Source organism: Hyphomonas jannaschiana VP2, assembly GCF_000685215.1.
Taxonomy (GTDB): Bacteria; Pseudomonadota; Alphaproteobacteria; order Caulobacterales; family Hyphomonadaceae; genus Hyphomonas; species Hyphomonas jannaschiana.
The window spans coordinates 1-17,679 of the sequence record NZ_ARYJ01000017.1 but is presented as its reverse complement, the minus strand read 5'-3'; the positions used below and the strand labels follow the sequence as shown (position 1 = coordinate 17,679).

The following is a 17,679-nucleotide window of genomic DNA, read 5'->3' as shown; positions in this document are numbered from 1 at the left end:
GCCAATGACCGGCGGCAAAGGCCAGACGATGTGGGGGGGACGGTTTGCCGCGACCCCGTCCGACATAATGGAAGAAATCAACGCCTCCCTCGATATTGACCGGCGGATGGCTGAAGAGGACATCGCCGGAAGCCGGGCCCATGCCGACATGCTGGCGGAGATGGGCATCATCTCATTCGATGACAATGAGGCGATTCAGGCCGGGCTGGACCAGGTACTGAACGAGCTGCGCGACGGCTCATTTCCGTTCCGCCGCGAGCTGGAAGACATCCACATGAATGTCGAGGCGCGGCTGAAGGAAATCGTCGGCGAACCGGCCGGGCGCCTGCACACGGCCCGCTCGCGCAATGACCAGGTGGTGACGGATTTCCGCCTCTGGACACGCCGGGCGCTGGACCATTCGGCACGCCTGATCGGCGGCCTGCAGGGTGCCCTTGTCCGGCGCGCGGAAGAACATGCCGGCACGATCATGCCGGGCTTTACCCATTTGCAGACGGCCCAGCCAGTGACGCTCGGCCATCACCTGCTGGCCTATGTCGAGATGACGTCGCGCGACTGGACGCGTCTGTCGGACTGCGCCAACCGCCTCAACGAGTGCCCGCTGGGCGCGGCGGCGCTTGCCGGAACGGGATTCCAGATCGACCGGGACATGACGGCCGAAGCGCTGGGCTTTGCCCGACCGATGGCCAACTCGCTCGACGCCGTTTCTGCCCGCGACTTCGCGCTGGAAGCACTGGCGGCCCTCTCGATCGCGGCCACACACCTGTCGCGCCTGGCCGAAGAGATCGTGCTCTGGACCAGTGCACAATTCGCCTTCGCCCAACTGACCGATGAATGGTCGACCGGCTCATCGATCATGCCACAGAAGCGAAATCCGGATGCGGCGGAACTGGTACGGGCCAAGGCGGCGCTGATCACCGGCTTCTATTCGGGCCTGCAGGGCGCCGTGAAGGCACTGCCGCTCGCCTATGCCAAGGACCTGCAGGATGACAAACGTCTGACCTTCGAGGCCTTCGACACGTTTGATCTCTGCGTCCGCGCCATGACCGGCATGGTCGAGACCATGACATTCAAGCCGGACAATATGCGCGCAGCGGCGGCCAAGGGCTTTTCCACCGCGACCGACCTAGCCGACTGGCTGGTCCGCGAACTCGGCCTGCCATTCCGTGAAGCGCACCATGTGACCGGATCACTGGTCGCCGTGGCAGAAGGGAAGGGTGTCGATCTGGCCGACCTCACGCTGGAAGACATGCAATCTGTTCACAAGGACATCACCAAAGGTGTTTTTGACGTCCTGACGGTTGAAGCCTCTGCCTCATCTCGGACATCTTATGGTGGCACAAGCCCTGTTCGCGTCGCCGAACAGGTGGCACAGTGGAAGCAGAGACTTGGACTGGAGTGACCCGCCACATGAAACGCCCCCTGGCTGTTGCCGCCCTTATCCTTGGTAGCCTGACCCTGCCGGCCTGTGGCCTGACGGGAGACCTGAAGCGTCCGGATCCGCTGTGGGGGGACCCGCAGGATGTCGAAGCCGAGCTTCCGGAAGGTGACGGATCTGCCCTGCCGACGCTCCCGCCCCGCGAGGATGCAGAGGATTCCAGCGCCAGCGATGATGATGAACTTCTGGGCGGCCTTGAGGATTGATCCCATGAACAGAGCTGATTTCCGGCCGGCCGGGCGTGTGCTCGGCGGCCTTGCCCTTCTTGCTGCCCTCGGCGCCTGCGCCAGCGGCACCGAAATCCGTGCCGTCAATGCGCCGGGCGCTTATGAGCCGGTCGCTGTAGTTGCCGCAGTCGAGCCGGAGGATGGCCCGCAGGTAAACCAGTGGGGCGGGATCATTCCCGACGCCAAGCCGGTGACACCTGTCGATGACGGTGCGCTCGGCGAAATCGGCGGCTAGGCGGCGTCTATGCACCATTTCGACTATCGGGACGGACGGCTTCACTGTGAGGAAGTCGATCTCGCAAAGCTGGCCGATCAGGTCGGCACGCCTTGCTATGTCTACTCGACTGCCACGCTCCGGCGTCATGCCCGGGTCATCGCGGCGGCCTTTGAGGGGCAGGACTGCCTGATCGCGTTTTCGGTGAAGGCCAATTCGAATCTGGCCGTGCTCGCGACGCTGGCAGAAGAGGGGTGCGGGGCAGACGTCGTCAGCGGCGGCGAGCTGCAGCGCGCCCTGCGCGCCGGGATTCCAGCTTCGAAGATCGTGTTTTCCGGTGTCGGCAAGACCGCGCGGGAGATGGAACTGGGGCTTCGCGAAGGCATCCACCAGTTCAATGTGGAGAGCGCCGCCGAGCTTCGTCTCCTGTCTTATGTCGCCAACGGGTTGGGCCTGCAGGCGCCGATCGCCATCCGCGTGAACCCGGATGTCGCAGCGGGCGGCCACCCGAATATCTCCACCGGCAAGAAGGGTGACAAGTTCGGCGTGCCGTGGGCCGAGGCGGAAGACCTCTACGCCGAAGCAGCGACGCTGCCGGGCATCAAGGTGGTTGGCGTCGATGTCCATATCGGCAGTCAGATCGGGGATCTTGTGCCCATGCGGGCCGCCTTCGAGAAAGTCGTCGGCCTTGCCCAGCGCCTGCGTGCGGCCGGGCATGACATCGCCCGGATCGATGTCGGTGGCGGGCTTGGGATTCCCTACAAGGAGGGCGACGAGCCGCCCCCGCCATCGGCCTATGCGGCGATGATCGCAGAGGTCAGCGCCGGGCTCGGCGTACAGGTCATCCTGGAGCCGGGCCGGGTCATCGCGGGTAATGCGGGAGTCATGCTGACTACGGCGCTCTATGAGAAAGCGGCGCCCGACCGGTCCTTCCTGATCGTCGATGCCGGGATGAACGATCTGATGCGGCCGGCGCTGTATGGCGCGCACCATGACATCCGCCCGCTGAAGCAGGCTGCTCCGGACGCACCCGAAAAGACCTATGACGTTGTCGGCCCGATCTGCGAGTCGACGGACAAATTTGCAGCCGGGCGGGACATGCCTGTTGTGGCGCCGGGGGACCGGCTCGCTTTCATGTCAGCAGGGGCCTATGGCGCGGTGCTGTCTTCGGCCTACAATACGCGGCCCCTCGTGCCGGAAGTTCTGGTCAATGGCGACAGGTTCGACATTGTCCGCCGCAGACCGGATCTTGAGGAGATGCTGCAACTGGAACAGGTGCCGGATTGGCTGAAAAGGACGGACTGAATACGATCAGGACAAAAGTCGCGGCCACGCGCCGCCGGCTGAACCTGCTCGCGTTCGGTCGGGCCTTCTGGCCGCTGTTTGTCTTTGTCGTCCTGTTCCTGTGCATGGCCCTTGCGGGGGCCTTCGACCAGCTGCCCTCGGCCATCGGGGCTGTCCTGACGCTGTTGTTCCTGCTGGGCGGGGCGATCTTCCTGCTGCGCGGTATGCGGCGGTATGCGCCGCCCGGCGACGAAGCGGCTGCCCAGCTGCTCGACCGCCAGTCGCCACTGCGTCCGGTATCCTCTCTGACCGACCGGCCGGCCGCCCCGACGCGGGGCTCGCAGGCGCTGTGGGTCCGTCATCGTGACCGGCTGCTGCAGGCCGCGCGGGAGCTGAAGCTGCCGAACCTGTCGTCTGAATGGCGCCAGCTGGATCCGTTGCGCCTGCGCTATGTCCTGCCTGCCGCCCTGATCGGCTTTACCGTCCTGGCAGCCGGGGAGGGGCCGGGCCGCCTGATGCGGGCGTTCAGCCCGGACTATGGCGCGCTGGTGGGCGCTGACGACATGACCGTCGAGGCCTGGGTCATCCCGCCGGACCATACCGGCCGGGCGCCGGTCTTTCTGAAGCCGGGGCTGAACGATGTCCGCGTGCCGCGTGGGTCCGAGATCACGCTGCGGACCGAAGCGCCTTCGGCGCCGCGTCTGGTTCTGAAAGGACGGCATCGGACCTCCGTCAAATTCGCGACGACGCCGGATGGCGCGTGGGAGGCCAAGGCAATTCTCGAAGAAGACGCCCACGTGTCCGTGCATTGGTGGGGCGAGCGCGCGGCCTGGCGGCTGCTGGCCTCGCCCGACGATCCGCCGGTGGTGGAGTTCGTCTCTATCCCAACCTATGGCCGCCTCGACCGGACGGAGTTCGCCTGGACCGCGCACGACGATTACGGGGTTGTAAAGGCGGAACTTTCGATGCGCCTGAAGGAGCCGCACCCGGCCGCACCGGACGAGGAAGACCGGGTCGTCATCCCGCTCGCCGCCCCCTCCATGCAGGAAATCAAGGACACGACCCAGATCGACCTGACGCGCCATCGCTGGGCCGGCCTGCCGGTGGATGTGCACCTCGTTGTTACCGATGCGTCCGGCCAGGAAGGCGTGAGCGAGACGGTCCCCTTCGTGCTTCCGGAGAAACTCTTCCTCGATCCCATCGCCCGTGTAGCCCAAGAAGTACGTGTCACCGTGCTCCGTGAACCGAGGGATTATGCGGCGCAGACGAAGAACCCGTTTGCCCTGAAACAGGATGCCCTCAACACCGAAGCAGCCAACCGGTTGAACAATGCCCCGCCGGATGTCCAGAAGGCCGCGCTGATGCTCGACTCCGTTACCCTGATGGGGGAGCGCTACATGCCGAACCAGGCCTATTACCTCACGTTCCGGGTGGCTGAGGGCATGCTGGAATCGGCGGGCACCAAGGAAGAAGCCGAGGCCGTCGATCCGTTGCTCTGGTCGCTGGCGCTGAAGGCGGAGTATGGCAGCGCGGCCGATGCCCTGCGCAGGCTGGAAGCGGCCCGGCGCGCACTGGAGCAGGCCCTGCGCGATGGCGCGTCGGAAGAAGAGATCCGCCGAAGGATGGAAGCCTTCCGCGATGCCGCCAATGAATATCTTGCGGCCAAAATGGCCGAAGCCATCGCCAATGGCGGCGACATGCCCGACGAAAATCAGGACGGCATGGCCATGGGCGGCGGCCAGAATCTTGGCGGGCAGGATTTCGAGGACATGCTGAATGCCCTTCAGGACCTGACCGATACAGGCGCCACCGAACAGGCCCGCCAGTTGCTGTCAGACATCACCAACATGTTGCAGAATCTTGAGTTCCAGCGCGGGCAGAGCGGCAATGGCATGGCCGGTATGCCGGGGGATTCCTCAGAAGGAGAAGAGCCGGAAGACCTGCCGCAGGAAGAGCAGGAAATGACCGACGCCATGCGCCGCCTGTCAGAGATCCTGCGCGAACAGCGCCAGCTGAATGATGACACGCTGGCCCAACAGCGCGGCGAGATGCCATCCGGCCAGCAAGGCCAGTCAGGTCAGGAGTCAGGTGAGCAGTCGGGCCAGCAGCAAGGCGGCCAGCAAGGCCAGCAGCCCGGTGAGCAAGCCGGACAGGGCAGTCAGGGCCAAGGCGCCAATCCGTCGGAAGGCGATGGCACGCAAGGCGGCAACCGGCCAGGCGGCGAGCGTCCGGGAACGAACAGTTTTGCCGGTACGGACGAAGGGGGCGCGCCTCAATCCGGTGGAACGCTCGCAGAGCGCCAGGCCCGCCTCGGTGAACTGGTTGAGCAATTCGCCCGCGAACGCGGCCTCGGGGAAGGGGCCGGGCAGGAAGATGCGCTGAGCGGCGCCATCGACCGGCAGGCGCTGGCGGAGATCCGCGATGCCCTGCGCGGCGCGGAAGGCAATCTCGCCCGCGGCAATGATGGCGCAGCCACGCGGGAACAGGAACGCGCGACGCAGGGCCTGTCGGAACTGAACCGTAATCTCGCCGCGATGCTGGACGAGATGCAACGTGAGCGGACCAATCAGGGGCAGGCGACCAATGACCCGTTCGGGCGTCAGACCGGTGGTCTCGGCAACAATGGAGAGTCTGTCCGCGTGCCGGAAGAGGCCGAACGCCAGCGCGCCAAGGATATTCTGGAAGAATTGCGCCGCCGCTATAATGAGAGCGACAGCGAAGAAGAACGCGAATATCTCCGCCGCCTGCTTGACCGGTTCTAGAGGGGGCGTGGATGAGTGCGGACAGGAATATGCCGCAGGATGATCCGCCCCGGCGCAATCCGGTCCCGGTACTGCTCGCCCTGCTGGCGTTCGCTGCCGCCATCTATGCGATTCATGGCAAGCTGGATCATCTTTCCATGCATCAGGTGTATGCCAGGTTCGGTGCGCTGGCCTGGCCGGCTGTTCTGATTGCCCTGGCCGGCATGCTGGCGAGCTATGCAATGGTTGTGCTGAGGGATGGCCTGACACTGCGCCATCTGGGCCTTGCACGCTCGTGGCGCGAGCTCGCCTTCATTTCCTTCACCGCACAGGCCATCGGCAACTCCCTTGGTGAGGCGGAACTGACCGGCGCCAATGTCCGGACCCGGATTTATGGTGGACTAGGCCTGTCGGAAGATGAAAGCGCGGCCGTTTCACGCCTCGTGCGGATCAGCCTGACGGTCGGGGCGCTGGCCCTCAGCGGGCTCGGCCTCGTATTCGAATCCTCGGCATTCCCGGTGCATTTCGGTCTTCCGGATCAGGCAGCCATCGGGATTGGCTGCGTCCTGCTGGCGCTTGTCCTGTGGCACGTTGGGAATGCGAGCCTGCTCGGCCCGGGCGGATGGCAGGGCGTGATTGTACGGGTCGCGGTCAGCTTTGCGGACTGGACAGCGGCGGGGCTGGTGCTGTTCGCCCTTCTCCCTGCGGAGACCGCGATCGGCTTTGCGGCGTTTGTCCCGATCTTTGCGCTCGCATGCCTCGCGGGCGGACTCAGCGGCCTGCCGGGTGGCATCGGCGTGTTCGAAGCAGTCATTCTGTTGCTCGTTCCGTCCAGTCCGGTGGAGGGGCTGGTCGCCAGCCTGATCGCCTTCCGCGTGATCTATTATCTCGTGCCGTTGGCGCTTGCTGCAGCTGGGATGAGCCGGCGTCTCTTCACCCGCCATGGGCCGGCCCTTCAGGGGCTCGGGCGCGGGGCAGGGGACATCGCCACATTGTTTGCGCCCGTCGTGTTCGGTCTGCTCGCCTTCGCAAGCGGTGCCTATCTTCTTGTGGCGGCGATGACGCCTGCGCTGGTGGCGCCGCTGATGGCCGCGGCCCGGTACCTGCCTCTGCCGGTGATCGAGCTGTCGCACTTCCTGGCCTCGATTATCGGCCTCTTTCTGCTGATCGTTGCGAATGGCCTGTCGCGGCGGCTCAGCCATGCCTGGATGGTGGCCATGGGTCTGCTGGTTGCAGGCGGCGTGCTGACGCTTACCAAGGGCGCCACACCGGGCGAGGCCTTGCCGCTCCTGATCGTTCTGGCGCTGCTGGGCCTGGCGCGTCCTGCCTTCTACCGTGCGACGCCGCTGACGGAAACGCGGCTGACCCCGGTCATGGCGGCAGCCGTCATCGCGACGCTTGGCGCCGTAATCTGGTTGGGGCTCTTCTCCTATCAGCATGTCGAATACCGGGACGATCTCTGGTGGCAGGTGGCGCTGGAGGGCGGCGCCTCGCGCTTTCTGAGGGCGGCAGGCGGGGTCAGCGTTCTGGCGTTCTTGTATCTTGCCTGGAACTGGTTGCGCCCGCTGCACGCCCCGCCGGAAGAGGCGCCGCCGATGGAAGACATCCGGCAGATTATCGCAGATGCAGACATGGCCCGCCCCGATGCCGCACTGGCGCTCAGCGGTGACATGCGGTTCCACCTCAGCCCGTCGCGGCGGTCTTTCATCATGTTCAGTGTGCGGGGCGGCCACTGGGTTGCCATGGGGGAGCCTGTCGGGCTTGCCGAAGAAATCCCGTCGCTGGTCTGGTCCTTCCGGGAAGCCGCCGACGCCGCCGGTGCGGGCCTTGTGTTCTATGCAATCAGCCGCGATTTCCTGCCCCTCGCCGTCGAGCTTGGTCTTGCCGTCCAGAAAATCGGCGAAACGGCGATTGTGCCGCTGGAGGCGTTCTCGCTGGAAGGCCCGGACAGGGCGCGCCTCAGGCAGGTCTATAACCGTGCCGGCCGTGACGGGCTGAGCTTTGAAGTGCTGGCCCCAGCGTACGTGCCGGCGCATATGGACCGTCTGCATGAGATTTCCGAGCAATGGCTGGACGCGCATGGCGGGGCGGAGAAGGGCTTTTCCCTCGGCCGGTTCGCGCCGGACTATATCGTGAATTTCCCCATTGCCATCGCCCGGCTGGACGGGGAGATCGTGGCCTTCGCCAATCTTTGGCCAGGTGCCGGGAAGCATGAGATCGCCATTGACCTGATGCGCTTCTCTGCGGCGGCCCCGCGCGCGGTGATGGACTATCTCTTCATCTCGGCCATGCTGTGGGCGAAAGAGGCGGGCTACCAGCGGTTCGATCTTGGCATGGCGCCGCTCTCCGGGCTGGAGGCCCACCGCCTCGCTCCGGCGATGACGCGCGTCGGCGCTTTCCTGTTCGAACATGCCAATGCCGTTTACGGCTTTGAGGGCCTGCGGGCCTACAAGGACAAGTTCCATCCTGTGTGGGAGCCGCTCTATCTCGCCGCGCCGAATGCGCGGGCTCTGCCGGGGGCGCTGGCGGATGTCGCCATCCTGACGAGCGGTGGCCTCGCCCGGATATTCCACAAGTAGCGCCCTTGCGCCGGGCCTGCGGGTCTGCCTTGATGCGCGCAAAACAGGGAGACAGTGATGGCACGCTGGGAATACACGCACGGCCTGAAGGATATTGGCAACGGCCTCTATGCCTGGCTCCAGCCGGATGGCGGCTGGGGCTGGTCGAATGCCGGCCTGATCGTGGACGGGGACCAGTCGCTGCTGGTCGACACGCTGTTCGACATGCACCTGACGCGCGACATGCTGGGCGCCATGGCGGATGCCTCAGGCGTCCGCGCCGAAGAGATCGGCACCATCGTCAACACCCATGCCAATGGCGATCACTGTCACGGCAATGGCTGCTGTCCGCATGCGGAGATCATCGCCTCGGATGCGAGCGCCAAGGAAATGGCTGAAGTGCCGCCCGCCATGCTGGCCCAGTTCAAGAAAATGGGCGGGCAACTCGGTCCGGCGGGCACCTATTTCGCCGATATTTTCGGCCCGTTCGATTTCGATGCGGTCGAGGAGCGTCTGCCAACCCAGACCTTCACAGGCCGGATGGACCTGACCATTGGCGACAAGACGGTTGAACTGATCGAGGTTGGCCCTGCGCATACGGGCGGCGATGTGATCGTCCATGTGCCGCAGGACCGCATCGTATTTACCGGCGACATCCTGTTCATTGACGGCACACCCCTGATGTGGGCGGGGCCGGTGAAGAACTGGATTACTGCCTGCGAGACGATCATCGGCATGGACGCCGATGTGATCGTGCCAGGGCATGGTCCGATCACGGACAAGGCGGGCGTGCGGCGTGTCGCCGACTATCTTGCCTATATTGATGCCGAGGCCCGCAAACGGTTCGATGCCGGGCTCAGCGTGCGTGAAGCGGCGCTGGACATCGCGCTCGGTGACTATGCGAATTGGGGCGACGCTGAGCGCATCGCCGTCAATGTCGACAGCCTCTACCGCGAATATCGCGGTGACGGTCAGGTGACGCCGGTGATGGATCTCTTCGCCCTGATGGCCGAAACGCGGGACGCGATGCGGCGCTAGGTCTCAAGCCCGCGCTCGTGCTTCGACGTCGCTCAGCATGAGCGCTTCAAGTGTACGGACTCATCCTGAGCGAAGTCGAAGGATGACTAGTAGGGAACCTTACCGGTTCGCCCCCGGCACCCACTTAATATCGTCCGCGCCATTGCTGTTCGCTGCGCGGGCGGCGACGAACAGCCAGTCAGACAGACGGTTGATGAAGGCGAGCGCTTCGGGGCTGACGGGCTCATTCTCCATGCCGGAGAGTTCCGCGATTTTCCGCTCCGCCGTCCGGCAGAGGGTGCGCGCGACGTGCAGTTGCGCGGCCAGCGGTGATCCGCCCGGCAGGATGAAACTGTCCAGCGGGGGAATACGCGCATTCATCGCGTCGATCTCTTCCTCCAGCCGCTTCACCTGCGATTCCACGATGCGAAGCGGCGTCCATTCCAGCACACGGCCGCGGTCGGGCGTCGCAAGGTCTGCGCCGAGGTCGAACAGGTCGTTCTGTATACGGCGTATGGCCGTCAGCATTTCGTCTTCGGCGTGCAGCGCGGCGACGCCGAGCGCGGCGTTCACTTCATCCACGCAGCCATAGGAGGCGACGCGCGGGTGCCATTTGTCCACCTGTTCGCCGGTCGACAGGCGGGTCTGCCCCTTGTCGCCGGTGCGGGTATAGATCTTGTCGAGTTTGACCATGGGGTCTCCTCAGGCATGTCAGAAATGAATGGCGCCGGCCATGAAGCCGATGATCACGAGAAGCGCGATCACAATCGCCTGAATGAAAACGCGCAGCCGCATCAGCTTGTTGGAGCGGCTCGGCTGGTTCTCGTCCGTGCGGGCCAGATTGGCGATGCCGAGGCCCAGCACGACCAGCAGGGCCGCCAGGGCGCCGTAAAACAGAATGGTAATCAGCAATTGCATGTCGTGTCCGCCTTTCCGGCCTTGTAATCACTCTAATATAGGCTGGCGAGGCCCGGGGGACAGGCGCGAAAGCGTCGCGCCCGGCCTGTCTCGCCTCAGCCGCCGGATTCCAGCCGGGCGGCAAGCGCCTCGATCCGCTCGGACACCGACGCCATGGCCTCCGCTGCCTTTTGCTCCGCAGCAGGGGAGGACCCGCCGGTGCGCCGCGCGGAATCCAGTTCGTCCAGCAGGGCGAGCGCGGTAATCAGCAGCAACCGGTCTTCCCCGATGTCGCCGACGGCGCTGGCAATATGCTTCACCCGTGCATCCAGCTGCTGTGACAGCGCGACAATCCGCGCCTCCTGTCCGGGCGCGCAGGCGATGGAATAGTTCCGGCCGCGCAAGGTGATGTCGGCCTTGGCCATGCCGTCAGCCCTCCTTGCCGAGGGCGGCGCGGACTTCCTCAATCGCGGCGCCAAGGGCCGAGCTGGCTTCGTCTGCCAGGGCCTGCAATTCGGTCTCGCGGGCAAGGGAGGCGTCGAGTTCCTCGGCCAGTCTTTCCCGGTCAGACACAAGCGCTGCCATTTCTGCGGCGACCACATCAGGATCACCGGCGCGCGCCAGCAAGCCGTCCACGGCCCCCTCCAGGCGCCGGATGGCCGCATCGAGGCGGCGCGATTCGCGGTCGATGTCGCTCATGAAACCAAGGCTTAAACTCAATACGCAGCTACGCCAAGCGGCTTGACGTAGCTGCGGGAGTCTGGCCTAGCACACTTCCGGAGCGACTGAGGGAGATCAGCAGAATGGCTGTAACCAACCGGGACATGGCAAATGCCGTTCGTGCCCTATCCATGGATGCGGTGGAAGCCGCCAAATCAGGCCATGTCGGCCTGCCGCTGGGCATGGCGGATGCAGCCACTGTGCTGTTCCGCAAATTCCTGAAATTCGACCCGGCAGACCCGGCCTGGGCAGACCGCGACCGGTTCGTCCTGTCGGCCGGCCACGGCTCGATGCTGATCTATTCGCTGCTGCACCTGACCGGCTACAAATCTGTCAGCCGCGACGACATCCGCAATTTCCGCCAGCTGGGCGCGAAGACGCCGGGCCACCCGGAAAACTTCGTCACCCCGGGCGTTGAGACCACCACCGGCCCGCTGGGGCAGGGCATCGCCACCGCTGTCGGCATGGCGATGGCAGAGCGTCACCTGAACGCGCGCTTCGGTGATGACCTCGTCGATCACCATACCTATGTCATCGCCGGCGATGGCTGCCTGATGGAAGGCATCAGCCAGGAAGCGATCACGCTGGCCGGACACCTGAAACTGAACAAGCTGATCGTTCTCTTCGACGACAATTCCGTCACCATCGATGGCGGCACGGATCTTTCCGACAATACCGACCAGTGCGCCCGTTTCGAAGCCTCTGGCTGGGTCACCAAGAAAGTCGACGGCCATGACGAAAAGGCCGTCGAGGCTGCGCTGACCTGGGCGAAGAAGCAGAAAAAGCCGGTCATGCTGGCCATGAAGACCATCATCGGCTACGGCGCGCCGAAAATTGCCGGCACCGGCAAGGCCCATGGCGGCCCCTACGGCGCTGAGGAAGTCGCAGGCATCCGCGAAAATATCGGCTGGAAATACCCGCCCTTCGAAGTGCCGGCCGCGATCGAGAAAGCCTGGCTGAAAGCCGGCGAGCGCTCGAAGAAGGAGCATGAGGCCTGGAAGAAGCGCCTCGCGGCGTCCGATCACAAGGGCGAGTTCAATGCCGCCATGACCGGCCGGCTGCCGAAGAACATCGCCAAGGCGATCAACAAGCACAAGAAGGCGGTTGCCGAAGGCGGCGAGAAGAAAGCCACCCGCCAGTGGAGCGGCGCAGCGCTCGAAGTGCTGACGCATCTCGTGCCGGAAATGGTCGGCGGTTCGGCCGACCTCACCGGGTCCAACAACACCAAGACCAGCCATACAGAGCCGATGACGCCGAAGAACTGGGCTGGCCGGTACGTACACTATGGCGTGCGCGAGCATGGCATGGCGGCGGCGATGAACGGCATGGCGCTGCACGGCGGTATCCTGCCATATTCCGGCACCTTCCTGGTGTTTGCGGACTATTCGCGCGGCGCCATCCGTCTCGGCGCCCTGATGGGTACGCGCGTTGTGCATGTCATGACGCACGACTCCATCGGCCTCGGCGAAGACGGTCCGACGCACCAGCCGGTCGAGCATATCGCCTCGCTGCGCGCGATGCCGAACATGCTGGTCTTCCGCCCGGCGGACGGCGTGGAAACGGCGGAGTGCTGGGAACTCGCCATCGCCAACGAGACCGGCCCGTCCACCATGGCGCTGACGCGTCAGGGCGTTGCTCCGGCCCGCACCACGCATACGGACGATAATTTGTCCTCCAAGGGTGCTTATGTCCTGTCCGACTGCAAGGGCAAGGCGCAGGCGACCATTCTGGCGACCGGGTCGGAAGTCGAGATTGCCCTCGAAGCCCAGGCCATGCTGGCCGAAGACGGCATCGCGGCGCGCGTCGTTTCCTGTCCCTGCCTCGAACTGTTCGAACAGCAGCACGGCAATTACAAGAAGTCCGTTCTTGGCACCGCGCCGCGCGTGGCGGTCGAAGCCGGTGTCCGCTTTGGCTGGGACCGCTGGATCGGCGAAGATGGCGGCTTTGTCGGCATGAACAGCTTCGGTGCCTCTGCGCCTTACACCGATCTCTACAAGAAGTTCGGCATTACGGCGCAGGCGGTTGTGACCGAAGTGAAAAAGCGGATCGCCTAAACGGGTTCAGCCGCCGGTATAATTCGCCCTCGGACGAATGAGCCGGCCGCTTCCCTGTTGCTCGATCGCATGCGCGATCCAGCCTGCCATGCGCCCGCTGGCAAAGATCAGGAAGGGCGCATCCTCCGGCAAATCGAGTTGCACGGACAGGGCGGCCAGCGCCATGTCGACATTGGCGGCTTCCCCGCTCGCGGCTTCAGCGGCCTTGATCGCCCGCTTCAGGGCAGGGGCGGGCTTCATCCAGCGGATCAGGGCTGCCGCGCGCGGATCCCCCGATGGGTACAGCGTGTGGCCGACGGCCGGGATGCGTTCGCCCCTTGCGGCAATGCCGGAGAGCGCCGCTTGCGGCCCGTCCTTCATTGCCAGCCTCAGATAGGCAAGCGCCCGGGCGGACGCCTCGCCATGCAGCGGCCCGGTCAGCGCCGCGCAGCCTGCCAGCGCGCACGCGGCCAGCGGCGCCCCGGTCGAGGCGGCGACCCGCGCGGCAAAGGTCGACGGGTTCAGCTCATGGTCTGCCACCAGCACCAGCGCGCGGCGCAAGAGGTCCGTCCCCCCGGGCGAGAGGCCCCAGTGCCGGCCAAGGCGCTGGTGATAGAAGCCGCGTCCGCCTGTGCCCGTTACGGCCGTGCAGACGCCGGCCAGCAATTGTGCCCCGTCCTCTGACAAGGCCGCGCTGCCGCGCCCGAAGCTGGGTGGATCATGGGCTGCCCGGTCGGCCAGAAAGGCGAGCAGCCTGGCCTTGCCGGTGTCTCCTGCCGCCTCTTTTCCTGTGGCCGGGCGGCTGGGCGAGGGGGCGGGCGCCTGCCACAAAAGCGCGGCGGCTTCCTCCAGCGTGGCGTCCGCGGCCAGCTTCACGGCATCTTTTCCGCGATAGATCAGCTTGCCGTCCCGCACCGTGGTGATGGCGGTTTCCATCACCGGGTCACCCCAGGAAATGGCGGCGCTGGCGATGGCCTGACGGCCGCGTCCGCTGCGCCGGCGTTTCACCAGGCCTGCAATGTCTGCGGCGGAATAGACGCTCGCGCGCGGGTCGGTCTCGTCCGGCCGCGAGGCGATCAGCCCCCGGCTCACATAGGCGTAAAGCGTCTGGGGTTTCACGCCCAGCGCCTCCAGCGCGTCGTCTCGTCCAATCCAGCTCATATGTTGATTATATTGATCAAGATTGACGAACGCTAGCCCTAGCGCGACATGAACGGCGAAATAATTGAAGGAGATCGAAAATGGATTCCGGTCTGGAAAATGTTGTCGCCGCTGAAACCATCCTGTCGGATGTGGACGGGCAGAATGGCCGCCTGGTCATCCGCGGCTGGCCGGTTCAGCTGCTCGCTGCCTCGATGGCCTATGAAGATGCCGCGCACCTTTTGTGGCAGGGCTTCTTTGATGACCTGCCGGATGTGGCAGACCTCGGCGCCCGGCTCGGCGCCGCGCGGGTGGATGCGTTCCGTCTCGTCACGCAGATTCCGGATGGGCTCGACATCATCCGTTTCCTCCGCACGGGCTGGTCGCTGCTGGAAGACGATGAGAGTCTCGACTCGGCGATCCGCCTTGCTGCGGCCGGGCCGGTCTTCACGGCTGCCGCCGTGCGCCGTGAACGCGGTCAGGCCCCGATTGCGCCGGAGGCAGATCTGTCCCAGTCTGCTGACTTCCTGAAGATGATCACCGGCAAAGTGCCGGGGGAGGCGGAGGCCCGGGCGCTCGACGCCTATCTCGTCACGGTCTGCGATCATGGCCTGAACGCTTCGACCTTTGCCGCGCGCGTTGTTGCCTCCACACGGGCCGGGCTGGTCTCGGCGGCGATGGGCGGCATTTCGGCCCTCAAAGGCCCGCTGCATGGCGGGGCGCCGGGTCCCGTGCTCGACATGCTGGACGAGATCGGCGTGCCGGAAAATGCGGAAAGCTGGATCGATGACGCCCTTTCACGGGGCGAGCGCCTGATGGGCTTCGGCCACCGGGTCTACCGTGTACGCGACCCCCGCGCCGATGCGCTGAAAGCGGCTGTTGCCCGCCTGCCGGGCACATCGGGCCGGATCGCCTTTGCCGATCATATTGAAAAGACCGTCCTCGGACGGCTGGCGAAAAAGTATCCGAACCGCACGCTGGAGACGAATGTGGAGTTCTCCACCGCGCTCCTGCTGGAAGCGCTCCAGATCCCCCGCGAAGCCTTCACCGCCACCTTCGCCTGTGGGCGTATCCTCGGCTGGACGGCCCATGCCCGCGAACAGATCGCCGAAGGCCGCCTGGTGCGCCCGCGCTCGGTCTATATGGGGCCTGTGCCTGAAATGGCCTGAGCGTCAGCCTCAGAGCGGCAGGGCCGTCTCGAATTTCTGGCACGACCAGACGACATGGGTGTCGTAACGCCGGATATTCGGATTGGTCATCAGAACGGTCTTGCCCCAGGCCTCATACCATTGAAGGCTCGGCCCCTGGACGACGAGGATGTAATCCAGCGGACCGGAGACGTGATAGACCTGCAGCACTTCCGGAGTTTCGCGCATGTCTGCCACAAAGGCATCGATGGCTTCCGGGATCTCCCGCTCAAAGGTCACGGCCACAATCAGGCGCACGCCCAGTCCGTCCTGAGACAAAAGGGAGACGTCCTTCGCGATCACGCCATCCTGCCGTAAGCGGTTGAGACGCCGCCGCACGGCGGACAGGGACAGCCCCACCTCCGCGCCGATCTCGGCATGTGTCATCTGGTTGTCCTGCTGGACGATGCGCAGGATGTGCCGGTCGAATGAGTCCAGCGCGACAGGGGTGATTGTGGCGATATTCGTTGTCATTTCTCCATGAGACGACGAAAATCGCCCTTCAGGCAACCAAAATATGCGAGATTGGCCTTCTGGTTTCCGGTAGATTCCCGGAAACTCAGTTCCCGCAGAGGTACAGCATGTTCCAGCCGCCTGATCTTTCCCGCCGTCATCTTCTGGCCATGGCAGGGGGCGCATGCCTCTTGCCTCTGGCGGCCTGCACAGCAGGGAAGGCGGCGCCGGAGCCGGCTGGTGCGCCAGACGCCTTGCCGGACGCCTCGCTGGAAGCGCGGCTGGCCGCTGTGCTGGAGGCCGTGCCGGTTGAGGAGGTTCCGGGCATCCTCCTGATGGTAGACCGTCCGGACGGGCGGATTTCCCTGACCCGCGGCTATGAAGACCGGGAAACCCGGGCCCCCATCCGGATGGAGTCTGTGATGCGCGCAGGCAGCATCTGCAAAACCTATATGGCGGCCCTGACGGTGAAGATGGCCGGTGCAGGGCAGATCGACCTTGAGGCGCCGCTCAGCCTTTATGTGGACCCCGCCGTCATGGCGCAGCTTCCGGAGGGGCTGGACCCGACAATCCGTCAACTGCTGAACCATACGTCGGGCGTGCCGGATTATTACAGCGAACGTTTTTACGAAGAAGACTGGGATATTTCCCAGCGCCTCACGCCGGCCCTCGTCCTGCATGCCATTCGGGGGCTGCCCGCAACGCAAGTGCCCGGCACGGTCTATGATTATTCCAATACGAACTACCACCTTGTCGCCCTGGCGCTGGAAGCCGTCAGCGGCAAGTCTGTCGCCAGCCTGCTTCAGGCCGAGCTGATCGAGCCGCTTGGCCTACAGCATACATATTATGACGCCGTGTTTCCGCCCGGCGATACGATCCATGGTTACGGATCTCCCTTCGATCCGTGGGCGGATATGTTTGAGTCGCGGGAAAATACTGGGCCCGATGGCGGCATGATGATGCGGCCATCAGATCTTGTGATCTGGTTGCGGGCCCTTCTGGCTCCCGGCGGCCGGTTCGAGGATATTGGCCGCGTCATGGCCGCCGACCCGGTTCTGGAGCGCAAGCGCCGCGAGCATGGTCTTGGGCTCGATATCATGACATCCCGCGAAGGGACGGAGGTTCTTGGCCATACGGGCGGCGTCGACGGATACTTTACGGCCGGCTTCTATGTGCCCGCGCGTGACTCTGTGCTGGTGCTTTACATGAACAGGTCGGATGAAGAGATATTCGGGCCGCTATTCGGTCAATGCCTGCGCGAGGTGGTCGCAGGCTGACATGTCTGCGGTCTCGTTCGGGGAGAGGCGTGGCGCTCTCCCACACCCTCAGCATGTCATCGCGGAAAGTCCGCAGGGCTTATCCGGGACCCGGAAACATTGTCGTCGCGACAGAACTGGGTCCCGGATAAACGCTTCGCGTTTTCCGGTATGACACGGTGGGGGTGGTCTGAGTTCGTCTGATAGGGGCCGGCCCCATCTTTGAGGGCATGCATCCTGACCTTCAACGCTACTTCAACCATGTCTGGCCGCTGTTCTGGCCGTGGCTGGTGTGGAACCTGGTGCGCGTCGCCCGCTGGCATGCGCGCACCGGGCGCGAAGCGTTGATGGCGGTGGACTGTTTCGGCAATATAAGACTCGTTTGCCTGGCTGATGCCCCGCCGCCCGATGATCTCTATACATATGAAGCGCCGCACATTCCCCGCTGGAAACATCCTGCCCTTGGCAGCGATGTGCCTGTCTCGGTTTGTGGCTGCGTGCGCGGCAAGTCCGC

At 64.7% G+C, this 17,679-nt stretch carries 16 protein-coding genes and 1 pseudogene; 11 read left to right on the top strand and 6 right to left on the bottom strand.

The annotated features are described in order from the left end of the window. Window positions 1–4: 4 nt before the first annotated feature. The 7 genes from argH to HJA_RS16650 are packed head-to-tail and all read left to right on the top strand — an operon-like array spanning window position 5 to window position 9,500. Window positions 5–1,402, top strand: a complete 1,398-nt coding sequence (gene argH / locus HJA_RS16680) for an argininosuccinate lyase (protein ID WP_035584566.1) — start codon at window positions 5–7, stop codon at window positions 1,400–1,402. 8 nt (window positions 1,403–1,410) lie between these two features. Next, window positions 1,411–1,644: an LPS translocon maturation chaperone LptM gene (lptM, locus tag HJA_RS16675; RefSeq protein WP_035584563.1), complete on the top strand. Its 234-nt coding sequence runs from the start codon at window positions 1,411–1,413 to the stop codon at window positions 1,642–1,644. A gap of 4 nt (window positions 1,645–1,648) precedes the next feature. After that, the gene (locus HJA_RS16670) at window positions 1,649–1,900 is read left to right on the top strand and encodes a hypothetical protein (protein ID WP_035584560.1); all 252 of its coding nucleotides are present in this window, start codon (window positions 1,649–1,651) and stop codon (window positions 1,898–1,900) included. Between the two features lie 9 nt (window positions 1,901–1,909). Beyond that, the gene (gene lysA / locus HJA_RS16665) at window positions 1,910–3,184 is read left to right on the top strand and encodes a diaminopimelate decarboxylase (protein ID WP_035584557.1); all 1,275 of its coding nucleotides are present in this window, start codon (window positions 1,910–1,912) and stop codon (window positions 3,182–3,184) included. Then, window positions 3,163–5,925 (top strand): DUF4175 domain-containing protein, encoded by a 2,763-nt coding sequence (locus tag HJA_RS16660; protein ID WP_035584555.1) that lies wholly within the window; start codon window positions 3,163–3,165, stop codon window positions 5,923–5,925. The genes lysA and HJA_RS16660 overlap by 22 nt, the downstream gene beginning before the upstream one ends. Window positions 5,926–5,936: 11 nt before the next feature. After that, window positions 5,937–8,483 carry a bifunctional lysylphosphatidylglycerol flippase/synthetase MprF gene (gene mprF, locus HJA_RS16655; protein WP_081814781.1) on the top strand — a complete coding sequence of 849 codons (2,547 nt, stop codon included), beginning with the start codon at window positions 5,937–5,939 and terminating at the stop codon, window positions 8,481–8,483. Between the two features lie 57 nt (window positions 8,484–8,540). Next, window positions 8,541–9,500, top strand: coding sequence for an MBL fold metallo-hydrolase (locus tag HJA_RS16650; protein WP_051597826.1), 960 nt, complete (start codon window positions 8,541–8,543; stop codon window positions 9,498–9,500). Between the two features lie 99 nt (window positions 9,501–9,599). Here HJA_RS16650 and HJA_RS16645 read toward each other — a convergent pair whose 3' ends face one another. From HJA_RS16645 to HJA_RS16630, 4 genes are all read right to left on the bottom strand, one after another. Next, complete coding sequence (locus tag HJA_RS16645) at window positions 9,600–10,172, bottom strand: cob(I)yrinic acid a,c-diamide adenosyltransferase (protein ID WP_035584549.1); 573 nt, start codon at window positions 10,170–10,172, stop codon at window positions 9,600–9,602. An 18-nt stretch (window positions 10,173–10,190) separates the two neighbouring features. Next, on the bottom strand, window positions 10,191–10,397 hold the full coding sequence (locus tag HJA_RS16640) for a twin transmembrane helix small protein (RefSeq protein ID WP_035584535.1): 207 nt from the start codon (window positions 10,395–10,397) through the stop codon (window positions 10,191–10,193). Between the two features lie 95 nt (window positions 10,398–10,492). Beyond that, window positions 10,493–10,801, bottom strand: coding sequence for a cell division protein ZapA (gene zapA / locus HJA_RS16635; protein WP_035584532.1), 309 nt, complete (start codon window positions 10,799–10,801; stop codon window positions 10,493–10,495). 4 nt (window positions 10,802–10,805) lie between these two features. After that, window positions 10,806–11,075 (bottom strand): DUF4164 family protein, encoded by a 270-nt coding sequence (locus HJA_RS16630; protein ID WP_051597825.1) that lies wholly within the window; start codon window positions 11,073–11,075, stop codon window positions 10,806–10,808. 86 nt (window positions 11,076–11,161) lie between these two features. Here HJA_RS16630 and tkt point away from each other — a divergent pair, with 86 nt between their 5' ends. Then, entirely contained in the window at window positions 11,162–13,150 is a 1,989-nt protein-coding gene (gene tkt / locus HJA_RS16625; RefSeq protein WP_081814780.1) for a transketolase, read from the top strand. A 6-nt stretch (window positions 13,151–13,156) separates the two neighbouring features. On the opposite strand, the gene HJA_RS16620 is transcribed toward tkt, so the two are convergent. After that, entirely contained in the window at window positions 13,157–14,290 is a 1,134-nt protein-coding gene (locus HJA_RS16620; RefSeq protein ID WP_035584522.1) for a citrate/2-methylcitrate synthase, read from the bottom strand. An 80-nt stretch (window positions 14,291–14,370) separates the two neighbouring features. Between HJA_RS16620 and HJA_RS16615 the strand changes: the two genes are divergently transcribed. Then, window positions 14,371–15,438: a citrate synthase/methylcitrate synthase gene (locus tag HJA_RS16615; protein ID WP_035584520.1), complete on the top strand. Its 1,068-nt coding sequence runs from the start codon at window positions 14,371–14,373 to the stop codon at window positions 15,436–15,438. A 9-nt stretch (window positions 15,439–15,447) separates the two neighbouring features. Here the strand turns inward: HJA_RS16615 and HJA_RS18605 are convergent, their stop codons facing one another. Then, a complete protein-coding gene (locus tag HJA_RS18605) occupies window positions 15,448–15,930 on the bottom strand; it encodes an Lrp/AsnC family transcriptional regulator (protein ID WP_051597824.1) in 483 nt (160 codons plus the stop codon). A gap of 107 nt (window positions 15,931–16,037) precedes the next feature. On the opposite strand from HJA_RS18605, the gene HJA_RS16605 reads away from it, so the two are divergent. Next, window positions 16,038–17,186 carry a serine hydrolase domain-containing protein gene (locus tag HJA_RS16605; RefSeq protein WP_035584517.1) on the top strand — a complete coding sequence of 383 codons (1,149 nt, stop codon included), beginning with the start codon at window positions 16,038–16,040 and terminating at the stop codon, window positions 17,184–17,186. Window positions 17,187–17,395: 209 nt separating this feature from the next. Beyond that, window positions 17,396–17,679 (top strand): annotated as a pseudogene (locus HJA_RS16600) (hypothetical protein); the annotation flags it as partial.